Genomic DNA, 19,182 nt, shown 5'->3' with positions numbered 1-19,182 from the left:
TATTATGCCAATATCCCAAAAGAGTTCGCCGAAACCCCAGGAGTTTGCGGCCATTGATTTAGGCTCCAACAGCTTCCATATGGTGATTGCCCGCGTGGTGGACGGCGCCATGCAGGTGCTCGGCAGGTTGAAACAGCGCGTACATCTGGCCGACGGGCTGGATCACAATAATATCCTTAGCGAAGAGGCGATTCAGCGCGGGCTGAACTGTCTGGCGATGTTTGCCGAACGCCTTCAGGGCTTCAGTCCGGCCAACGTGACCATCGTCGGCACCCATACGCTGCGCCAGGCGATTAATGCTGAGGATTTTCTCCAGCGCGCCGCCGACGTCATCCCCTACCCGATTGAGGTGATCTCCGGTAACGAAGAGGCCCGCCTGATTTTTATGGGCGTTGAGCACACGCAGCCGGAGAAAGGCCGCAAGCTGGTAATTGATATCGGCGGCGGTTCAACGGAGCTGGTGATTGGCGAAGACTTTGAGCCAAAGCTGGTTGAAAGTCGGCGGATGGGTTGCGTCAGCTTTGCCAATCTCTACTTTCCCGGCGGCGTTATCAGCGCGGAAAATTTCCGCCGCGCGCGTCTGGCGGCGGTGCAAAAACTGGAAACGCTGGCATGGCAGTATCGGCTGGCGGGCTGGCAGTTCGCGCTGGGCGCGTCCGGTACGATTAAGGCCGCCTGCGAAGTGCTGCTGGCCATGGGCGAAAAAGAGAAGTTCATCAACCCGGAGCGCCTGGAGATGCTGTATCAGGAGGTGATTCGCTATAAATCCTTTGATGCGCTGACGCTGCCCGGCCTTTCTGATGAGCGAAAAGCCGTATTCGTGCCCGGCCTGGCCATTCTTTGCGGCGTGTTCGATGCGCTTGCGATTCGCGAACTCCGCCTGTCGGACGGGGCGCTGCGTGAAGGCGTGCTGTATGAAATGGAAGGACGCTTTCGCCATCAGGATATTCGCAGCCGTACCGCGCAAAGCCTGGCGAACCACTACGCTATCGACAGCGATCAGGCAAAGCGCGTGCTTGAGACCACCGAGCGGCTTTATGAGCAGTGGCGTGAACAAAACCAAAAACAGGCCAATCCGCAGCTCGCCGCGCTGCTGAAATGGGCGGCCATGCTGCATGAAGTGGGACTGAGCATTAATCACAGCGGGCTTCAGCGCCACTCCTCCTACATCCTGCAAAACACCAACCTGCCCGGTTTTAATCAGGATCAACAAACGCTGCTGGCCACGCTGGTACGCTTTCACCGTAAAGCGGTAAAGGTGGAAGAGATGCCGCGCCTGACGCTGTTCAAGAAAAAGCAGTTCCTGCCGCTGGTTTTTTTATTGCGGCTTGGCGCGCTGCTGAACAATCAGCGCCAGGCCACCTCAAGACCGGATACGCTGAAACTGGACACTGACGACGGTCACTGGACGCTGACGTTCCCGCATGACTATTTCAGTCAGAACACGCTGGCGCAGCTCGATCTGGAGCGCGAACAGATCTACTGGAAAGACGTTACCGGCTGGCAGCTCACTATTGAAGAAGCAGTAAATTAATGGCTATTTTACGACCCGATAATTATTACACCGAACGGTATCAGCTCACCGCCACCCATTCCGAGGTAGTGGAAGCGGTACAAAAAATCGCGCCGGGACGCGCGCTGGATTTGGGCTGCGGCAACGGCCGTAACGCGCTCTATCTCAATCTGAAGGGCTTTAACGTGACCGCGTGGGATCGTAACGCGGCCAGCCTGGCGCGGCTCAATCAGATTATTCATGAGGAAGGTCTTACGGGCATTCAAACCGCGGAGAAGGATCTCAACACCCTGCGCTTTATCGGCGAATACGATTTTGTGCTCTCCACCGTGGTTATGATGTTTCTTCAGCCGGAGGCTGTGCCGCAGCTGATCGCCGATATGCAGGCCAGTACGGTGAAAAACGGCTTCAACCTGATTGTGGCGGCCATGGATACGGAAGATTACCCGTGCAATGCAGGTTTTCCGTTTGCGTTTAAATCCGGCGAGCTGAGCGCTTACTACCGTAAATGGCACATCATTAAATACAACGAAAACGTGGGCGAACTGCACCGTACCGATGAGCATGGCAAACGCATTTCGCTGCGTTTTGCCACGCTTCTGGCGCAAAAATCGCAGGTTAAAGCGTGATGCTCTCCGCTGCCTGATTATCGGCAAAGGGCAGCGTAGCGAGATGACAGGGCTGGCTGATGAACTCTCCCTGAAGAAAATCCACGCCAAGTCGGCGCAGCAGCTGCGCCGTTTCTTCAGACTCAACGCCCTCAGCAATAATCTGCATACGTTTGAGTCTGGCTACAGCGCAAATGGATTCAATAATCTGATAGTCCAGGCTGCTTTTATGCATGTTATCGACAAATTGTCTGTCGATTTTAAGCATGTCGGCCTGCACCTCTTTCAGCCGCGTATAGCTGGACCACGCGCTGCCGAAATCATTAATCGCGACGCGAAGTCCGAGTTGTCGAAGCTGCGCAACAGAGCGATTTCCACCGCTGTAGTCTCTCAGCAACGATGACTCATCCACCTGAAGAATCAACTGCCACGGTTCAACATGATAACGGCTGAGGTACTCACCAAGCTCTTTCGCCAGACGCGGTCGCGCAAGGCTGGTGGTGAACAGACTGATGGCAAATCTAGCGGCGGGCAGGGTCTCACGATTCTCACAAACGAACGCCAGCGTTCTGACAATCACCAGCCGATCCACTTCCCAGGCCAGGCCAAACTCGTTGACGATGGCGGAAAACCGCTCAAACGGCACAAGTTCGCCGTCTCTGTCGCTCATTTGCAGAGAGATTGCGTAATACGCGTCGCCGCGAATGCCGCAGATTTTTTGCGCTATCAGCGTGATGTCGCCCGTTTCCAGTAACGCCTGTACATCTTCCAACAGCGCGATTTTTTCTGTCAGGCTGCGCTGGATTGTCTTGCCTCGGTTGTGATGAAGATTTTCCGCCACGCCGCTGCGCAGTGAAACCTCAGCCTGCGCGCTCATCTCACCCAATAGTTGGTACAGATGCGTGACCGGCGGTCGCACGGTGCAGTAGCTGAGGCCGACGGCCGTATAAACGGGCATTCCTTCCCACATCAGATGGTAATCTTTCAGACGTGCTTCGATATTTTCAATGCGTTCCAGATGGCTGACATAGTCGAGCCGCATGACCAGATCGAACCCCGGCAGTTGATAAACGTACTCGCCGGCGAGCAGTTCCGACATCAGATGATTCGCCAGGCTTCGCTTGTACTGAATTCGCATTTGCAGCCCGTAAATGCGGCTTAACTTGTCCAGATCGGGGATGCGCAGAAAGCAGAGCGTTGAGCGTGGCTGAGCGGCCAGATCGTCAACCAGCGCGCGCAGATTCGGCAATCCGACGATCGGGTCACTCAACGCGGCCAGTTTGATCCTCTCCATCGCAAATCGCTGTCGCGTGGTGATGGCAGCCATTAACAGGATAGTCAGCGTAAAAACCAGCAGATTCGCTGACATCACGGCCAGATGATAAGGCTCTGTCGCCGCCCCCAGGAAACGATCGCGTAGCTGGTACAGCGCCAGCAGCAGCACCGCCCAGCTTAAAGAAGTAAAAATATAGCCAAAGCGCACGGCAGACCACAGCATCAGCGGCAGCAGCAGTGGCAGACCATAATCGGTGGTGAGCAGGTTGTACTTCCCTTTCTGGAAAATCAGCAGCATGGCCATTAAAAAAATTAACAGACTGCTCCAGGTGAAGAACTCAGTCTTTTTTACCTCATGTGCCGCCTGGCGCCTGGCGCGTCGGTAAATCAGACGTATGAACGTCGGATTACGCAGTGAGCGAATCGCTAAATAGCTGATGGGCATCATCGCCATACAGGAAAGCAGCACAGACTGATAATTGAGCAGCGTATGGAGCGAAAACATTTCCCGGGAAAAAATGGAGCGCTGAGCGGGCACAAAACCCACAGCCAACATCAGTTGCATACCCACGCTAAACAGCGTGGGCACCATAAAGGCCAGCCAGAAAAGCCTGATTGGCATCAGTCGCAGTTCGCTGAAATCGACGCTCCAGCGTTTACGCGCATGGAGCTTATAGCCTGTCCAGCAAATGACTAACGTTGCCAAAAAAATGCCGGTCACCACCCAGGCTGCCAATAACTGATGCTGATAGCGCTGAAAATAGTAGACGATCAGCGACAGCGCGATACCCGGAAACGCGGCCCAGTCATAGACCATCAGCATAGCGACCATCACCGCCAGCGGCAGATAGATCAGATAGACGTAGCCCTGCGGCAGGAACAGCCGAACCGACAGCTGCGTACTTAACGGCATCAGGATCACAGGCAGCAGCAAGGGTAAGCCCCACATGCTTTTGTTGAAGTTTTTAAAAATATTATTAATTATCATTGTGATACTTTTGACGCCTGGTGCTAAATATGACAAATAAGGAGGATCTAAAAAAATGGCATTCTGTGCGCTATTTCAATTAAAAACAACTTAATAAATTGACTTTTATCAACCTATTGCTTTTTTCAGGCGGTTCTTTTTCTTATCTAAAAGAGATCCAAAAATTAATGTAAAAAAATTTAAGTTTCAGTCTGGCTGGTCGTTATTGCAGCATAGTGCATTGCTATTCTCCTCTTCCTGTGACTAAATAACAGCATCGCCTACGGGCTTAACTCAGGACAACGTGCGTGAACAGCGCTATCCCTTTTCATCGTCGTAAAAAATCCAGCCGAATGACCCGCATCGTCTTATTCGTCAGCTTCTTCCTTCTTGCGGGCAGATTAATCTATGTGCTTCCCGGCGCAATCGAACACAGCCAGCAAAAGAAACAGGATGTCTCAACGTCTGTCGCAAAATAGCGCAACCGATCGTTTTTCCTGTCAGTTCGCCTGAAAGAGCGCGGCTTTTCCCCTGATTTGAGCAATACTTACCTCTTTGTTGCCTTTTATCAGACACAAGGGAATTTTTATGTCTGTCGCCTTATCCCATGCTCAACAACTTTCTGAAATACGTAGCCGCATTCTCACCCTTCTCCTTAACGATCGCGGCCTGGTGGAAGCACTTCTTGAACGCCCCGTAAAGAAAAATGCAGACGACACCCGCGTTCATCAGGAACAGACACGTGAGATTGAGCACTATATTCCACTGCTGCATGCGGCAGATATAGCCGATTTACTTGAAGCCCTGCCGGAAGATGAGCGACTGGCGCTGTGGCGACTGATCGGCACCGAGCGGCGCGGCAGAGTGCTGGTTGAAGCGTCTGAAAGCGTATGGGAAAGCCTGATTGAGGAGATGAGCGATCGCGACCTGCTGCGCGCTATCGAACCGCTGGATATTGATGACCAGGCTTACCTCGCCAGGTATCTTTCACGTGATTTAACCGGCCGTCTGCTCACCTCGCTGGAGCCTGAACTGCGTTCGCGCGTGTTATCGGTGATGGATTTTGATCGCGACCGCGTCGGCCGCATTATGGACTTTAAGCTGATCACCGTTACGGCGGATGTCACGCTGGCCACGGTGCAGCGTTTTTTGCGACGCAAGAAAATCATTCCCGATGGCACCGATAAACTGTTTATTACGGACGAAAAAAATACGCTGCTGGGCGAACTGGCCCTGACGGATATCCTGCTCAACAAGCCTGATAAGCAGGTTTTTGAGGTGATGAACGCCAGCCCGACCACGTTTCTTATCAACGATAAAGCAGGCGATGCGGCAGGCGCGTTTGAACGTTACAACCTCATTTCCGCGGCGGTTATTGATACCAAAGGCAAGCTGATGGGGCGCGTCACCGTTGAGGATGTTATTGACCTGGTCAATGAGGAAAACGACAGCCATATCCGCAAGATGGGCGGCGTTAACCCGGATGAGGACGTTTTCGCGCCGGTGCGAAAGGCCGTGCGTACCCGCTGGGCGTGGCTGGCCATTAACCTTTGTACCGCCTTTATCGCCTCGCGGGTGATTGGCCTGTTTGAACAGACGATTTCACAGCTGGTCGCGCTGGCGGCGCTGATGCCTGTCGTTGCCGGTATTGGCGGCAATACCGGCAATCAAACCATTACCATGATCGTCAGAGCGCTGGCGCTGCATCAGGTTGAACCGGGTAACTTTACCTTTTTGATTGGACGCGAGCTTGGCGTGGCGCTGATAAACGGCCTGTGCTGGGGCGGCATTATGGGCGGCGTGACCTGGGCGATGTACGGCAATCCGGCGCTCGGCGGCGTCATGATGCTGGCGATGACGCTGAACCTGTTGCTGGCGGCGTTGATGGGCGTGCTGATCCCGCTGGTGATGATCAAGATGAAGCGCGATCCCGCCGTGGGCTCCAGCGTGTTGATCACCGCCCTGACCGACACCGGCGGATTTTTTATATTTCTGGGGCTGGCGACGCTGTTTTTACTGCCCTGATCGTTTGCCGTTGATGCTCCCGCCCGACGCAAAAAATAACCCCCCGGCAGTTCTTCATGATACCGGGCCGTTTATGGGACGAAAGGCTGGCTTCAACGCTGCGCCGTCGAGTGGCGGAGTTCGGAGGGCTGAACGGCTTCTCCTGGAGGAGCGGCTTATACGGATGGCTTCAGCTGAAAATGACAAACGTGCCATTACGCGGAATTAACAGCGGCATGCCGGGAATGACAGTAGAGATATCTTATGGCAACCGACGTACGCTGGATGCGCCCCTTACGCCCGGCACCCTGGTTATCCGGCGCTGTTAAGCGCCATTTAGCCTGATAATTAACTCTCTGAGCCAGCGGTGGCCCGCATGTCCGTGGCTGCGCTCATGCCAGATAAGACTTACCTCAAAATGCTCCCTGAGCCAGGGTAGCTCCAGAACCGTGAGTTGATGAAAGGGTTCCTGTATCATTCTTCGCGGGACGAGCGCGACCAAATCACTCATTGCCACCATCCCCGGCACGAACAGGAATGAAGCCGCAGACATCACGACCTGCCGTCGCAGCCCGGATGCGGCCAGAACGCTGTCAACGGGCGTGGTGAATTCCCCACCGGCAGGTGAAACGATAATATGTTTCTGCTTTGAAAACTCATCCATGGTCAGTGAGCTTGATAATTCAGGATGGCCTGCGCGTCCGACCAGCACATAGGTTTCATTAAACAAATGATGAACTTTCAGGTTCGTTTGCGCCGCGTCCGGCGTGGCAATGACCGCATCGATTTGGCCCGTCCTCAACTGATGCTCTGACTGATTCGGATCGTAGTGACGGACAGCAATGCGCACGCCTGGCGCGAGTTTTTGCAGGGCCACTACCAGCGGCATGATAACCGCAGCCTGTATGTAATCCGTACAGGCAATCGTTACGGTCAACGACGCGCTTTGCGGATCAAAACGCTCATGAGACTGCACGGTTTGACGGAGTATTGCCAGGGCGTTACTGAGCGGCGTCATCAGCTCAAGCGCTTTCGCCGTTGGCGTCATGCCCCGCCGTCCGGGTATGAGCAGAGGATCGTGAAAGATCTCCCGCAGTCGGTTGAGCTGTGCGCTCACGGCGGGCTGGCTGAGATGAAGCTGCATGGCAGCTTTTGTGACGTTCTGTTCAGTCAGCAGGGTTTCCAGCGTCAGAAGCAGGTTCAGGTCAATTTTTCTGGTATCCATTCAGTGGATTCCTTGATATAAAAAAATCGATTTCACTTATCCCTCATCCGTTCTGATAATGCAACCACGTCTTATCTGAGGAAGGAAAGTGAAAATGATATCGTCCAGACCGCTAATAGTCGTTTTCGGCGCCATGAGTAAACAGGGACGTAGCGTGACCCGGACGCTCCTGGAAAGTCAGCGCTACCGCGTGCGAGCGTTAACCCGCGATACCACTTCTTCAACGGCACAGGAACTGGCACGCCTCGGGGCAGAACTGAAAGACGTGTCCCTGGCGCCCGATAAAGAACATTGCCTGGTTGAGGCATTCAGGGATGCTTTCGGCGTGTTTTTAATGACGCCCGGCATTGCCCCCGCATCACGTCTGGCCGACACGCACGAGACAGCCCTGGGCCGCCAGCTCGCGGATGCTGCCGTAACGGCGGGCGCGGAACATATTGTTTTCAGCAGTCTGGAAAACGTTGAGAAAATCTCTGAAGGGCAATTGTGGGTTCCACATTTCACTGATAAAGCGAAGATTGAGGACTATATCCGTACGTTGCCGGTTACCTGCTCGTTTATTCAGATGGCATTTTTCTATACCAACCTGGCCGAGTACTACCCGCCGCGCAGAGAAGGCGACCAGCTGATTTTCCCCGTTTATCTGCCGGAGGATTTTCGCGCGCCTTTTGTCGATCCGCTTACCGCCACCGGGCCGGCAGTGCTGGAGATATTGGATCACCGCGAACAGTATGCAGGACGCACGCTCCCGGTGATCGGAGAGTTTCTTTCGCCCCGTGAGATGGTAGAAACCTTCACGCGCATAACGGGTAAAAAAGCGGTTTACCGCTCAGCCTTCACACGGGAAGAATTATTGCACCATTTCCCTTCGTTTTCCGGGCAAGACGGCGTGGTTGATGAGATTACCGGCATGACTGAATACGCGGTGAAATACGGTTATTTCACGCCAGATCGTGATGTACTGTGGAGCAGGAGAATTGATCCGTCCAGCCTGACATGGGAAGCGTTTCTGAGAAATACCGGCTGGCAGGGAGACGAACACACTTTCTGAGTGTGCTGCCAGGGGTGAACGGATGAGCTGGAGGCATTACTTGTAATTGCACTAGTGTCCGCATGTTGAGCATCAGTCTAACCGGCGCGGCATTCAGGCGCTCTCACCCAGAAAGCCCGCAGTTACGCGGGCTTCGTTGTGACCTGATGCTTTACCTGTTGGCGGGTGCCAGACGCGAAATCATTCCCACTCTATTATATTTAAAAAAAAAGTCATTTTAAATCAAAAAAATACAGGGATTTCATCTCAGCATGCCATAACTTATACCATGTTGTGATAGGTGTTTCTGCTTGGTGGTGACAGCAGAGAGGTTACAAGTAGTTAGTCATTGCAATCTGTCTCGTCCGACGCAAAATGTTGCAGTCATTAAGCTCAATGCAGGCAAGCGCACTTTTGCTACACATGATATATGATCTGTAGTGAATCAATAAAAAGCGGCTGTAGATTTTTGATGTAGACACTGCAATCTAACGATAGCCGGATATTGCCGAAACTGAATATAGCTGCAAAAATTCGGTCATCATAGACTCAATGCTTCCTTCACCTGCGGGCTTTCAAAGGCTGGTGCAAGCGCCTTAATGTCTTTCGAAGTCATTCCCAACTCTGAGGCAAGAGGGCGCCATTTGTCTCTAATAATTTCCGCCATTACCCTGAGAGCCTCGCGAGCTTCATCTGTGTTGATATTGAAGAGCTGCGCCGCGTCCAACACCTCCAAAATTTTGAGTTCGTTTCCATGGATCTCGCTTATCGCGGTCTTGAGGGTGCCACCAATTGACGGGTCGGGATTAATATCATAGGCGGGGGAAAGAGCCCAGCGATTGGCCGTTCGTATGAAACCGTGATTACGCAGATGGTCGTCTGTATTCTGAATCAGCACAGAATAAGCCATTCGTGTCCAAAGTTCGACCAAATCGTCACCTGCACCATGTATAATCATCTGCTCTGCTAGAGAGGCATAGTTTGATGGCTCGGTCCCCGCTAACCCCATAAAAGTCTGTGCCGTAATAAAATGGATACGACGAGGGTTTTTAGCATCTTCATAAGACCGATCAAAACGCTTAATTAAAGCCACCGGAAATTGGCTGGCTACGACAAGTAGCTTGGCTTCAGAAACCGTCATTCCTATTTCCCCTGCGAGACGAAGCGTGAGTACTTCTGCACGAGCCATATCGTATTCATCGCCCATCTTAGGCAACTTCGCTATCCAGATAGTCTGGTCCTCTTCACGAACATTTACTTTTGGTCGCGCGCCACCTAACGAACCTGCAGCATCAAGCAGTATTTGTCCGGCAAGCAACTTTGCCCGGTTTTCACGATAATGAGCCGGATCTGCTTCTAAAGCGCGAGCCTCATGAATCATAGTCTCAAGTTCAATGAGCCGTGGTATGGAATAGGCCTTTTCCCCAGTCCGGGGTTGAGCCAAAGGAAGCGTATTCGGCGCATCGCTCTCATAAAAGCGAAGCGCCCCCGAACGTAGGAAATCATCGACCCCAATTAGGTACTCGAAATCATTCATTGTACGACCGCCATTCGCTGCACGCATAATAGCGCGCCCCCAAGAATCAGGCGTACTATCGGCGATCGGCATCACAAGGGGAGATGAATTTCCTTGTAGGCTGGCCGACGCGACTATCTGGCTGCGAGGCATGAAGGGAGAGAGATCATAGCTCTCCGGATTATCGATCCAATTCTGCGAATAGGTGAAAACGGAGTTCTGTCGCATTCCGTCTACATTGAAATCCAACTGTCCGACCAGATCTTGATCATCCATCCAGACATAAAGTCTTTGCTTCATATAAATTCTCTAATCACGAGCCGGAAGAGTCTCGCGTAGCTTTTAAGCGAGAGAGCAGCGATGATGTACGTCCTGACGGGCTGACTACCAACGTCCCCTGATTGCCCTGCGCCTTTGCTCCAACACCAGATTTTGTCGATTTGTTAACGGTCGCTGTACCTGCCGCTCGTTGCATCGTCTTGACCCCGGACCGGATCACGACATTCGCCTTAGTATCTTTACGGGGCGGCTTTGCGCCTTGCATAACATTTTCACGTAGCATAGACAGTCCGATGTCATCATTGCGCATGTCGATCAAATTACTCAAGAGGTCAAGTTTCCCAAGAATGGTGAGCACCATCGCAAGCGTGTTGAGTGAAATACCGGCACCATCACCACTCTCAAGCCTATGCAAAGTAGAGCGCGAGATTCCCGCGGATTTTGCAAACGAATCAGCAGGGATGCCTCTTACTCTACGTGCGAATTCGATGTCTTTGCCTAATTTGACCAAAGCTGCTTCGGTTGAGGGTCGTACAACCGAGCCTTTTGTCCGACGAAGTTTACTCATGTTTTTTTCTTCGGGCATCCTAACCTCACTCAGTTATGTCTCATCTGTGATACAAATGACTATAACATCGAATGAGTAACCCTTGCAAAATAAGGCTAACCTGTTCTTCATCCGTCTCACTTGTGAGTCTGTGGTTACCATGCCGCCGTACCAAACTGAAAACATCCCTGAATATGTGGGGTCAAATTCTATTCGAGAGAAACTCATTGTGAGTAACTGTTATATCAACTCCGTAGGGGTATACTATCCTATTGAATCGATGAGGTTTAAACGTATCAGTGATGCAGCAACAAACTGCTCCAGTTACCATTCCACTTTTTAACGATAAAGTTTGAGGACTAAACCCCAGTGAGAATTCGTTACTTCGTCCCATTCAAACGCAAAATCATCATTGACGATCATTGGGAAATCCCAATGCAAGGTGGGAAGCTTCGCATCATTGAAGAGAGTGGTTACGCCAAAGCTATTGAACTTACTTTCGAGAAGCAGCCTATGGAATACGCACCGAGCTTTCAGAAACGTACACCTTACGAGGCTATGACAACGATAACCGGGCACGATGAACGTATGGCATTCGTGAAGCGTCAACTCGATGACGCGGCCACATTTCTCGAATGCTTCCATGATATTGAACTCATAACAGAGGAAATTGAGGCCAAATATGAAGGAGAAACCCCGGAAGAAGAAACTCGGCTATCCATAAAGAGTATATCATTGGGCTGGCATGATTCTGCATTGCCTCTCAGTTTCGATATGCTTACACGGGCGCTTATGGCTGCTGAGAAATATGATGGGCCGAGATTTGAAGTTGCCTTTGTAAAAAGCGCTCGCAAGATGCTTAAAAATCAGGAATTCATAAATTCCTTCCGCTACTCATTCCTGTTAATCGAATCTCTCTATGGGAATGGTCAATTTAAAACACAAAGCTTGCAAGCTGCGCTAAAATCAAACCAAGAATTTCGTAATATTGTTGAGCTTGCCATCAAAGATATAATTCCAGCAAAGAACGATCGTAACTCGGATACGGCGAAGCTCTTTTTGACGAAACCAGAAGCAGATGACGTTATTAATCATCTAGTCGAAAAACGGGGTTTCTATTTTCATGGGAACGTCAAACGGAGGGATGCCTGGAAACCAGATGAACAAGACGCAGCAGAATCTCTGGCGCTTCTCGCAATAGGTATTATCACAAAAATCACTATGAATGCGGCGGAGCCGATGTTCGTCGCAGAACTAGAGAAACGCCACTTTGAAGACGCAATGCATGTAGGAGCCAAAATCGTGTTTGAAATAAAATTCAGACTCCGTGAACCCGAAGAAAATTTCGATAGGCAACATCATCTCAACATCACTATGCCAGGAACTAAAGTCATCCCTCGTACAGCTTTCGCTGTCGCTCAGCATTTTCTACACGTATTCCAGCATAATCATCCTGTATCGGCTCTATGTGAAGCCGAATGCAAAATACAGGAAACCGGGGAAAAGGTATTTAACCTCACATTTCATGCCAAAGTAGATTGAACTGAAAAGTCTGCGCTAAAAATATAACCGCGGACGCTATGAATAACACTATATCAAAAACATATACAAATTATTCTTCCGAAAATGACATCAGTTTTTTTCCCATCGCATGCCTTCAATCTGCCAAAAAATGCCATTAATGATGGAGAAATCATTAATGGCATGATTTTATCAAAGAAAATCAATTTTTTATAAAAAAACCTATTCCCACTCAATCGTCGCCGGTGGCTTACCGGAAATATCGTAAACCACGCGGGAAATACCGTCGATCTCGTTGATAATGCGGTTTGAGACGCGGCCCAGGAACTCGTAAGGCAGATGTGCCCAGTGCGCGGTCATAAAGTCGATGGTTTCCACCGCGCGCAGTGAAACAACCCAGTCGTACTTGCGACCGTCGCCCATTACGCCGACCGAACGAACCGGCAGGAATACGGTAAAGGCCTGGCTCACCTTGTTATAGAGATCGGCTTTACGCAGTTCGTCGATAAAGATCGCATCGGCGCGACGCAGCAGATCGCAATACTCTTTTTTCACTTCGCCAAGCACACGCACGCCAAGGCCCGGACCAGGGAACGGATGGCGGTAAAGCATGTCATACGGCAGTCCCAGTTCCAGACCGATTTTGCGCACTTCGTCTTTGAACAGCTCTTTCAGCGGCTCAACCAGCCCCAGCTTCATCTCTTTTGGCAGGCCGCCAACGTTGTGGTGAGATTTGATGACGTGCGCTTTGCCGGTGGCGGACGCAGCGGACTCAATCACATCAGGGTAGATGGTGCCCTGCGCCAGCCACGAGACGTCGGTGACGCGGGTTGCCTGTTCGTCAAACACCTCGACGAAAACGCGACCGATGGTTTTACGCTTCGCTTCCGGCTCGTCGATGCCGGCCAGCGCGGTGAGAAAGCGATCCTCGGCGGCCACGTGAACAATATTCAGGCCGAAGTGGTCGCCGAACATCTCCAGCACCTGCTCGGCCTCATTCAGGCGCAGCAGGCCGTTATCGACAAATACGCAGGTCAGACGATCGCCGATGGCACGATGCAGCAACATCGCCGTCACCGATGAATCGACGCCGCCGGAAAGGCCCAGGATCACCTTATCGTTACCTATCTGGGTGCGCAGGCGCTCAACGGCGTCTTCAATAATTTTTGCCGGTGTCCACAGCGCTTCGCACTGGCAGATCTCCAGCACAAAGCGCTCAAGCAGGCGCAGACCCTGGCGAGTGTGGGTCACTTCCGGGTGGAACTGTACGCCGTACAGACGTTTTTCTTCGTTCGCAATGATGGCGAACGGACAGGTTTCAGTGCTGGCTACGGTAGTAAAATCAGCCGGAATGGCGGTGACCTTGTCGCCGTGGCTCATCCAGACATCCAGCAGCGGCTTACCGGAAGCGCTGATGGCGTCTTCAATGCCGCGGATCAGGGCGCTTTCCACGCCCACTTCCACCTGCGCATAACCGAACTCGCGCTCGCTGGAACCCTCTACGTTGCCGCCGAGCTGTAGCGCCATGGTCTGCATGCCGTAGCAGACGCCCAACACGGGAACGCCTGCGCTGAAGACGTATTCAGGCGCGCGCGGGCTGTTATGCCCGGTGGTGCTTTCCGGCCCGCCGGAGAGAATAATGCCGTTCGGATTGAACTGGCGGATCTGATCTTCGCTGACGTCCCAGGCCCAAAGTTCACAGTAGACGCCCAGCTCACGCACGCGGCGCGCAACCAGCTGTGTATACTGCGAGCCAAAATCAAGGATCAGTATGCGATGTTTATGGATATTTTCCGTCGTCATTTAAGGCGTTTTCCGGCAAAAGAAGTGAAAAAAAGCGTAAGGCGGGCCGCGCGTGGCGGCCCGTTGAAATCAGGAACCCATGCGGTAGTTCGGGGACTCTTTGGTAATAGTGACGTCGTGCACATGGCTTTCAGAAATCCCGGCGCCGCTGATGCGGACAAATTCCGCTTTGGTACGCAGGTCGTCGATAGTACCACAGCCGGTCAGGCCCATACAGGAACGCAGGCCGCCCATCTGCTGATGAACGATCTCTTTCAGGCGACCTTTGTAGGCCACGCGGCCTTCAATTCCTTCCGGCACCAGTTTGTCAGCCGCATTGTCGGTCTGGAAATAGCGATCGGAGGAGCCTTTCGACATCGCGCCCAGCGAACCCATTCCACGATAGGATTTGAACGAGCGCCCCTGGTAGAGTTCGATCTCGCCCGGCGACTCTTCCGTTCCGGCCAGCATTGAGCCGACCATCACCGCTGAGGCGCCTGCGGCAATGGCCTTGGCGATGTCGCCGGAGAAGCGGATACCGCCATCGGCGATAACAGGAATACCGGTGCCTTCCAGCGCCTCAACGGCGTCAGAAACGGCGGTGATCTGCGGTACGCCCACGCCGGTAACGATGCGGGTGGTACAGATTGAGCCAGGGCCGATGCCCACTTTCACCGCACTGACCCCTGCCTCCACCAGCGCCAGCGCGCCGGCGCCGGTCGCCACGTTGCCGCCAACGATCTGCAAATCAGGGTATTTTGCGCGGGTTTCACGAATGCGCTGAAGCACGCCTTCAGAATGGCCGTGGGAGGAGTCAATCAGCAGCACATCAACGCCTGCCGCCACCAGCGCGTCCACACGCTCTTCGTTGCCGGCGCCGGCGCCAACCGCCGCGCCAACGCGCAGACGGCCGTGCTCGTCTTTACAGGCATTAGGTTTACGTTCTGCTTTCTGGAAATCTTTTACGGTGATCATACCGAGCAGATGGAAGCTTTCGTCAACCACCAGCGCCTTTTCAACGCGTTTTTCGTGCATTTTTTGCAGCACCACGTCACGGGCTTCGCCTTCACGCACGGTAACCAGACGCTCTTTTGGCGTCATGACTGCGGTAACCGGCAGGTTCATATCGGTGACAAAACGTACGTCGCGACCGGTGATGATGCCGACCAGTTCGTTATCGTTATTCACCACCGGATAACCGGCAAAACCATTGCGTTCGGTAAGGATTTTCACGTCCTTAAGCGGCGTCGTCGGCAGCACGGTTTGCGGATCGGTGACCACGCCGCTTTCATGTTTTTTCACCCGGCGAACTTCTTCCGCCTGGCGCTCAATGGACATATTTTTATGAATAAAACCCAGACCGCCTTCCTGCGCCAGCGCAATCGCCAGGCCCGCTTCGGTCACGGTGTCCATCGCAGCGGAGAGCATCGGAATGTTTAAACGGATAGTTTTGGTGAGCTGGGTGCTGAGGTCGGCCGTATTCGGCAGTACAGACGAATGGGCAGGAACGAGCAGAACGTCGTCGAAAGTCAGGGCTTCTTTAGCAATTCTTAGCATGGCAATATCTCAACCTCAGGGTGAATGAGAACGTATAAAATATTGCCGCGGCATTATACAGGCCGTAATCGATTGCCTCCAGCATTTTTTCACTAAAGAGCTTGATCCGCTGAGCGAGGCATGTAGTATCGGTTGATTAACTTTCTGATTTAAAGTTTGATCTTCCTCACATGTCGCTACCGCCATCCGCCAATATTTTTACCGTCAGCCGTCTCAATACCACGGTGCGTCTGCTGCTGGAAAGAGAAATGGGGCAGATTTGGCTGAGCGCCGAAATCTCCAACTTCTCGCAGCCCTCTTCCGGCCACTGGTACTTCACGCTGAAGGATGACAGCGCTCAGGTACGCTGTGCGATGTTTCGTAACAGCAACCGCCGGGTAACTTTTCGTCCGCAAAACGGGCAACAGGTGCTGGTCAGGGCGAATATCACCCTGTATGAACCGCGCGGCGACTACCAGCTGATTGCAGAAAGCATGCAGCCCGCGGGCGATGGCCTGTTGCAGCAGCAGTTTGAGCAGCTTAAGCAGAAGCTGACCGGCGAAGGGCTTTTCGAACAGCGTCATAAACAGCCGTTGCCGGAACCGGCGCGTCAGGTTGGCGTCATTACCTCAGCAACCGGCGCGGCCCTGCATGATGTTTTACGCGTGCTGCATCGCCGCGATCCGTCGCTGCCGGTCATCATCTATCCAACGCCCGTGCAGGGCGTTGACGCGCCCGCGCGCATTGTGCGCGCAATCGAAATGGCCAACCAGCGCGGCGAGTGCGACGTGCTGATTGTCGGACGCGGCGGCGGTTCGCTGGAGGATTTATGGAGCTTTAACGATGAGCGTGTGGCGCGGGCGATTTTCGCCAGCCGCATTCCCATCGTCAGCGCGGTGGGCCATGAAACGGACGTCACTATCGCCGATTTCGTTGCCGATCTGCGCGCGCCAACGCCCTCTGCGGCGGCGGAACTGGTGAGCCGCAATCAGTTGGAACTGCTGCGCCAGTTACAAAATCAGCAGCAGCGGCTGGAAATGGCAATGGATTACTATCTTGCCCGGCAGAACCGCACTTTTACCCGTCTGCATCATCGACTCCAGCAGCAGCATCCGCAGCTGCGGCTGGCGCGTCAGCAGACCAGCCTGATGCAGCTCCGGCGTCGCCTGGACGATGCCATGCAGCTGCGTTTGCGCCAGGCGACGCGCCAGCAGGAGCGCGTCGGGCAGCGGCTGATCGCCTTTCAGCCGCAGAGCCGCCTCCACCGCGCGCAGCAGCAGGTGCAACAGGTGCACTATCGTCTGCAACGGGCGATGCTCGGGCAGTTAAACGGCGGCAAACAGCGCTTCGCCACCCTCGCCGCGCAGCTTGAAGGCGTCAGCCCGCTGGCCACGCTGGCGCGCGGCTTCAGCGTTACCACCTCTGCGCAGGGCGAAGTGATTAAAAAAATCACCCAGCTTCACCCCGGCGACCGCCTGAAAACCCGTCTGGACGACGGCTGGGTTGAAAGCGACGTTACCACCGTCACGCCCCAAAAGCCGCGCAAGCCGCGCGCCTCCTGAACGCTCGTTCTCTGAGCAAAACCGTCACGCCTCCGGGCATGGCGGCTATACTTTCCAGACAATCACAGTCGAACGGGGAGTCAGATATGCACTACGGGGTCATTCCTCCTTACATGCTTCGGAGAATTATCGATAACGGTTCCGGGACGCAGCAAAACTGCGCACGGCAAACGTTAGCCCATGTACAAACGCTGATGGCGGAAAGCTGGACGAAACCCGAGGAAGATGCGTCGCCGGTACAGGACAGCGTCCACCGTGAAATTTACGATACGGCAAATACTCAAACACTGCCCGGCAAGCTGGTGCGCGATGAAGGCCAGTCCGACAGCGGCGACGTTGCCGTGCGTGAAGCCTATGACTACCTTGGCGATACGTGGAACTTCTTTAAGACAGCGTATCAGCGCAACTCACTGGACAACAAAGGCCTGACCCTGAAGGGCACCGTGCACTATGGCCAGAACTACCAGAACGCCTTCTGGAACGGCCAGCAGATGGTGTTCGGCGATGGCGACGGTGAAATATTTAACCGCTTCACCATTGCGCTGGACGTGATAGGCCATGAATTAACGCACGGCGTGACGGAAACGGAAGCCGGACTGATCTACTTCGGCCAGGCGGGTGCGCTGAACGAATCGCTCTCGGACGTTTTTGGCTCGCTGGTGAAGCAGTTTCACCTGAAACAGACGGCGGATCAGGCGGACTGGATCATCGGCGAAGGGCTGCTGGCGAAAGGCATCAACGGCAAAGGGCTGCGTTCGATGTCTCAACCCGGAACGGCCTATGACGATCCGCTTCTGGGCAAAGATCCGCAGCCGGCCACTATGCAGGACTACGTGCAAACCCGCGATGATAACGGCGGCGTGCATCTCAACTCCGGTATTCCCAATCGTGCCTTTTATCTGGCCGCCAAAGCGCTGGGCGGCAACGCGTGGGAAAAGGCGGGCTATGCCTGGTACGATACGGTCTGTGACCGCACACTGCCGCAGGATGCCGATTTTGCCACCTTTGCGCGCTTTACCGTGCAGCACGGTCAGAAGCGCTTTGATCAATCGGTAAGTCAGGCTATTGAGTCAGCATGGAAAGAGGTTGGCATAGCGCTATGAACTCGCTGCCGGAACTGAATGACGATGCGATTATTGATGTTGCGCGCGAAGGCGGTTTGGCTTTCATTCCAAAACTCTCCGGCCCGCGACGGATCGCGCTGGCGCAGCTGGATGGCGTGGAGCGGGAACATGTCTGTAGCGTGCTGCGTCACGCGTTGCCGCTTGGCACGCCGCCGGAAGCCGGGCGCGTCGGGCAAGGCGATCGACGCTATTTTCGCGTTGAGATCAGCTATGCCACGCGGCAGGAAACAGGCAGCATTGTATTATTGATACCGGAAGAGCAGGCGCCGCCGGAGCTGGTACAGCTCTGGCAGGAGGGGCGTTAACAAAAAACCCTCCGTTTTCAGGCGGAGGGTTTTGCGGGCTTGCGCTAGTTATCCAGCGCGTAAGCGATAACGTAATCGCCGCGATCCGGCGACTGACGCGCGCCACCGGCCGAAATCAGGATGTACTGCTTGCCTGTTTTCGGCGATTTGTAACTGATGGGGCCGCCCTGGCTTCCTACAGGAAGACGCGCTTTCCACACTTCCTTACCGGTTGACGAATCAAACGCCCGCAGATAGTAATCCTGCGTTCCGGCAATAAACACCAGCCCGCCCTGCGTCGCCAGGGTGCCGCCAAGCGTTGGCATACCCACAGGCATCTGCGCATGCATTTTAATACCGAACGGCCCGGTATCCTGCACCGTCCCGACCGGCACCTGCCACACAATTT

15 protein-coding genes and 1 pseudogene are annotated in these 19,182 nt (G+C 53.6%); 9 read left to right on the top strand and 7 right to left on the bottom strand.

From position 1 onward, the window contains the following. Positions 1-4 precede the first annotated feature (4 nt). Positions 5-1,534 carry an exopolyphosphatase gene (ppx, locus tag GS12_RS03235; protein WP_034916349.1) on the top strand — a complete coding sequence of 510 codons (1,530 nt, stop codon included), beginning with the start codon at positions 5-7 and terminating at the stop codon, positions 1,532-1,534. Next, positions 1,534-2,142: a tellurite resistance methyltransferase TehB gene (tehB, locus tag GS12_RS03230; protein ID WP_034943841.1), complete on the top strand. Its 609-nt coding sequence runs from the start codon at positions 1,534-1,536 to the stop codon at positions 2,140-2,142. Before ppx ends, tehB begins: the two co-directional genes overlap by 1 nt. Here tehB and GS12_RS03225 read toward each other — a convergent pair. Further along, positions 2,132-4,384: a sensor domain-containing phosphodiesterase gene (locus GS12_RS03225; RefSeq protein WP_052118343.1), complete on the bottom strand. Its 2,253-nt coding sequence runs from the start codon at positions 4,382-4,384 to the stop codon at positions 2,132-2,134. The two genes, tehB and GS12_RS03225, sit on opposite strands and share 11 nt — an antisense overlap. A 287-nt stretch (positions 4,385-4,671) precedes the next feature. On the opposite strand from GS12_RS03225, the gene GS12_RS23185 reads away from it, so the two are divergent. After that, positions 4,672-4,842, top strand: coding sequence for a YfgG family protein (locus tag GS12_RS23185; RefSeq protein ID WP_072016837.1), 171 nt, complete (start codon positions 4,672-4,674; stop codon positions 4,840-4,842). Between the two features lie 109 nt (positions 4,843-4,951). Continuing rightward, the gene (mgtE, locus tag GS12_RS03220; RefSeq protein WP_034943838.1) at positions 4,952-6,388 is read left to right on the top strand and encodes a magnesium transporter; all 1,437 of its coding nucleotides are present in this window, start codon (positions 4,952-4,954) and stop codon (positions 6,386-6,388) included. Between the two features lie 304 nt (positions 6,389-6,692). On the opposite strand, the gene GS12_RS03210 is transcribed toward mgtE, so the two are convergent. Next, positions 6,693-7,592 (bottom strand): LysR family transcriptional regulator, encoded by a 900-nt coding sequence (locus tag GS12_RS03210; protein WP_034943832.1) that lies wholly within the window; start codon positions 7,590-7,592, stop codon positions 6,693-6,695. Between the two features lie 94 nt (positions 7,593-7,686). Between GS12_RS03210 and GS12_RS03205 the strand changes: the two genes are divergently transcribed. After that, positions 7,687-8,643 (top strand): NmrA/HSCARG family protein, encoded by a 957-nt coding sequence (locus GS12_RS03205; protein WP_034916358.1) that lies wholly within the window; start codon positions 7,687-7,689, stop codon positions 8,641-8,643. 520 nt (positions 8,644-9,163) lie between these two features. On the opposite strand, the gene GS12_RS03200 is transcribed toward GS12_RS03205, so the two are convergent. Both GS12_RS03200 and GS12_RS22900 read right to left on the bottom strand, forming a co-directional pair. After that, positions 9,164-10,438 carry a type II toxin-antitoxin system HipA family toxin gene (locus GS12_RS03200; RefSeq protein ID WP_034943829.1) on the bottom strand — a complete coding sequence of 425 codons (1,275 nt, stop codon included), beginning with the start codon at positions 10,436-10,438 and terminating at the stop codon, positions 9,164-9,166. A 13-nt stretch (positions 10,439-10,451) separates the two neighbouring features. Then, complete coding sequence (locus GS12_RS22900) at positions 10,452-10,985, bottom strand: helix-turn-helix domain-containing protein (protein ID WP_052118342.1); 534 nt, start codon at positions 10,983-10,985, stop codon at positions 10,452-10,454. Positions 10,986-11,333: 348 nt separating this feature from the next. Here GS12_RS22900 and GS12_RS03190 point away from each other — a divergent pair, with 348 nt between their 5' ends. Further along, the gene (locus tag GS12_RS03190; protein ID WP_034943827.1) at positions 11,334-12,506 is read left to right on the top strand and encodes a hypothetical protein; all 1,173 of its coding nucleotides are present in this window, start codon (positions 11,334-11,336) and stop codon (positions 12,504-12,506) included. Between the two features lie 201 nt (positions 12,507-12,707). On the opposite strand, the gene guaA is transcribed toward GS12_RS03190, so the two are convergent. Then, positions 12,708-14,288 carry a glutamine-hydrolyzing GMP synthase gene (gene guaA / locus GS12_RS03185; protein WP_034943823.1) on the bottom strand — a complete coding sequence of 527 codons (1,581 nt, stop codon included), beginning with the start codon at positions 14,286-14,288 and terminating at the stop codon, positions 12,708-12,710. 69 nt (positions 14,289-14,357) lie between these two features. Next, complete coding sequence (gene guaB / locus GS12_RS03180; RefSeq protein WP_034916361.1) at positions 14,358-15,824, bottom strand: IMP dehydrogenase; 1,467 nt, start codon at positions 15,822-15,824, stop codon at positions 14,358-14,360. Between the two features lie 170 nt (positions 15,825-15,994). Between guaB and xseA the strand changes: the two genes are divergently transcribed. The 3 genes from xseA to GS12_RS03165 all read left to right on the top strand — a co-directional run bounded on the left by xseA (position 15,995) and on the right by GS12_RS03165 (position 18,794). Continuing rightward, complete coding sequence (xseA, locus tag GS12_RS03175) at positions 15,995-17,365, top strand: exodeoxyribonuclease VII large subunit (protein WP_034916362.1); 1,371 nt, start codon at positions 15,995-15,997, stop codon at positions 17,363-17,365. Positions 17,366-17,451: 86 nt separating this feature from the next. Continuing rightward, the gene (locus GS12_RS03170; RefSeq protein WP_034943820.1) at positions 17,452-18,468 is read left to right on the top strand and encodes a M4 family metallopeptidase; all 1,017 of its coding nucleotides are present in this window, start codon (positions 17,452-17,454) and stop codon (positions 18,466-18,468) included. Then, positions 18,465-18,794: a protealysin inhibitor emfourin gene (locus tag GS12_RS03165; RefSeq protein WP_034943817.1), complete on the top strand. Its 330-nt coding sequence runs from the start codon at positions 18,465-18,467 to the stop codon at positions 18,792-18,794. Before GS12_RS03170 ends, GS12_RS03165 begins: the two co-directional genes overlap by 4 nt. Before the next feature lie 44 nt (positions 18,795-18,838). Here the strand turns inward: GS12_RS03165 and GS12_RS03160 are convergent. Further along, positions 18,839-19,182, bottom strand: a pseudogene (locus GS12_RS03160) (membrane-bound PQQ-dependent dehydrogenase, glucose/quinate/shikimate family); the annotation flags it as partial.

The organism is Erwinia oleae (genome assembly GCF_000770305.1).
Classification (GTDB): Bacteria; Pseudomonadota; Gammaproteobacteria; order Enterobacterales; family Enterobacteriaceae; genus Erwinia; species Erwinia oleae.
The sequence above is the reverse complement of the archived record's forward strand: the minus strand, read 5'-3'. Positions and strand labels throughout refer to the sequence as shown.

What these genes read in the sequence shown, in the direction of transcription:
- tehB (WP_034943841.1), top strand. Translation starts at nt 1,534, where the DNA reads ATGGCTATTTTACGACCCGATAATTATTACACCGAACGGTATCAGCTC.
- xseA (WP_034916362.1), top strand. Translation starts at nt 15,995, where the DNA reads ATGTCGCTACCGCCATCCGCCAATATTTTTACCGTCAGCCGTCTCAAT.
- guaB (WP_034916361.1), bottom strand. Translation starts at nt 15,824, where the DNA reads ATGCTAAGAATTGCTAAAGAAGCCCTGACTTTCGACGACGTTCTGCTC.
- GS12_RS22900 (WP_052118342.1), bottom strand. Translation starts at nt 10,985, where the DNA reads ATGAGTAAACTTCGTCGGACAAAAGGCTCGGTTGTACGACCCTCAACC.
- GS12_RS03210 (WP_034943832.1), bottom strand. Translation starts at nt 7,592, where the DNA reads ATGGATACCAGAAAAATTGACCTGAACCTGCTTCTGACGCTGGAAACC.
- guaA (WP_034943823.1), bottom strand. Translation starts at nt 14,288, where the DNA reads ATGACGACGGAAAATATCCATAAACATCGCATACTGATCCTTGATTTT.
- mgtE (WP_034943838.1), top strand. Translation starts at nt 4,952, where the DNA reads ATGTCTGTCGCCTTATCCCATGCTCAACAACTTTCTGAAATACGTAGC.
- GS12_RS03205 (WP_034916358.1), top strand. Translation starts at nt 7,687, where the DNA reads ATGATATCGTCCAGACCGCTAATAGTCGTTTTCGGCGCCATGAGTAAA.
- ppx (WP_034916349.1), top strand. Translation starts at nt 5, where the DNA reads ATGCCAATATCCCAAAAGAGTTCGCCGAAACCCCAGGAGTTTGCGGCC.
- GS12_RS03165 (WP_034943817.1), top strand. Translation starts at nt 18,465, where the DNA reads ATGAACTCGCTGCCGGAACTGAATGACGATGCGATTATTGATGTTGCG.
- GS12_RS03170 (WP_034943820.1), top strand. Translation starts at nt 17,452, where the DNA reads ATGCACTACGGGGTCATTCCTCCTTACATGCTTCGGAGAATTATCGAT.
- GS12_RS03200 (WP_034943829.1), bottom strand. Translation starts at nt 10,438, where the DNA reads ATGAAGCAAAGACTTTATGTCTGGATGGATGATCAAGATCTGGTCGGA.
- GS12_RS03225 (WP_052118343.1), bottom strand. Translation starts at nt 4,384, where the DNA reads ATGATAATTAATAATATTTTTAAAAACTTCAACAAAAGCATGTGGGGC.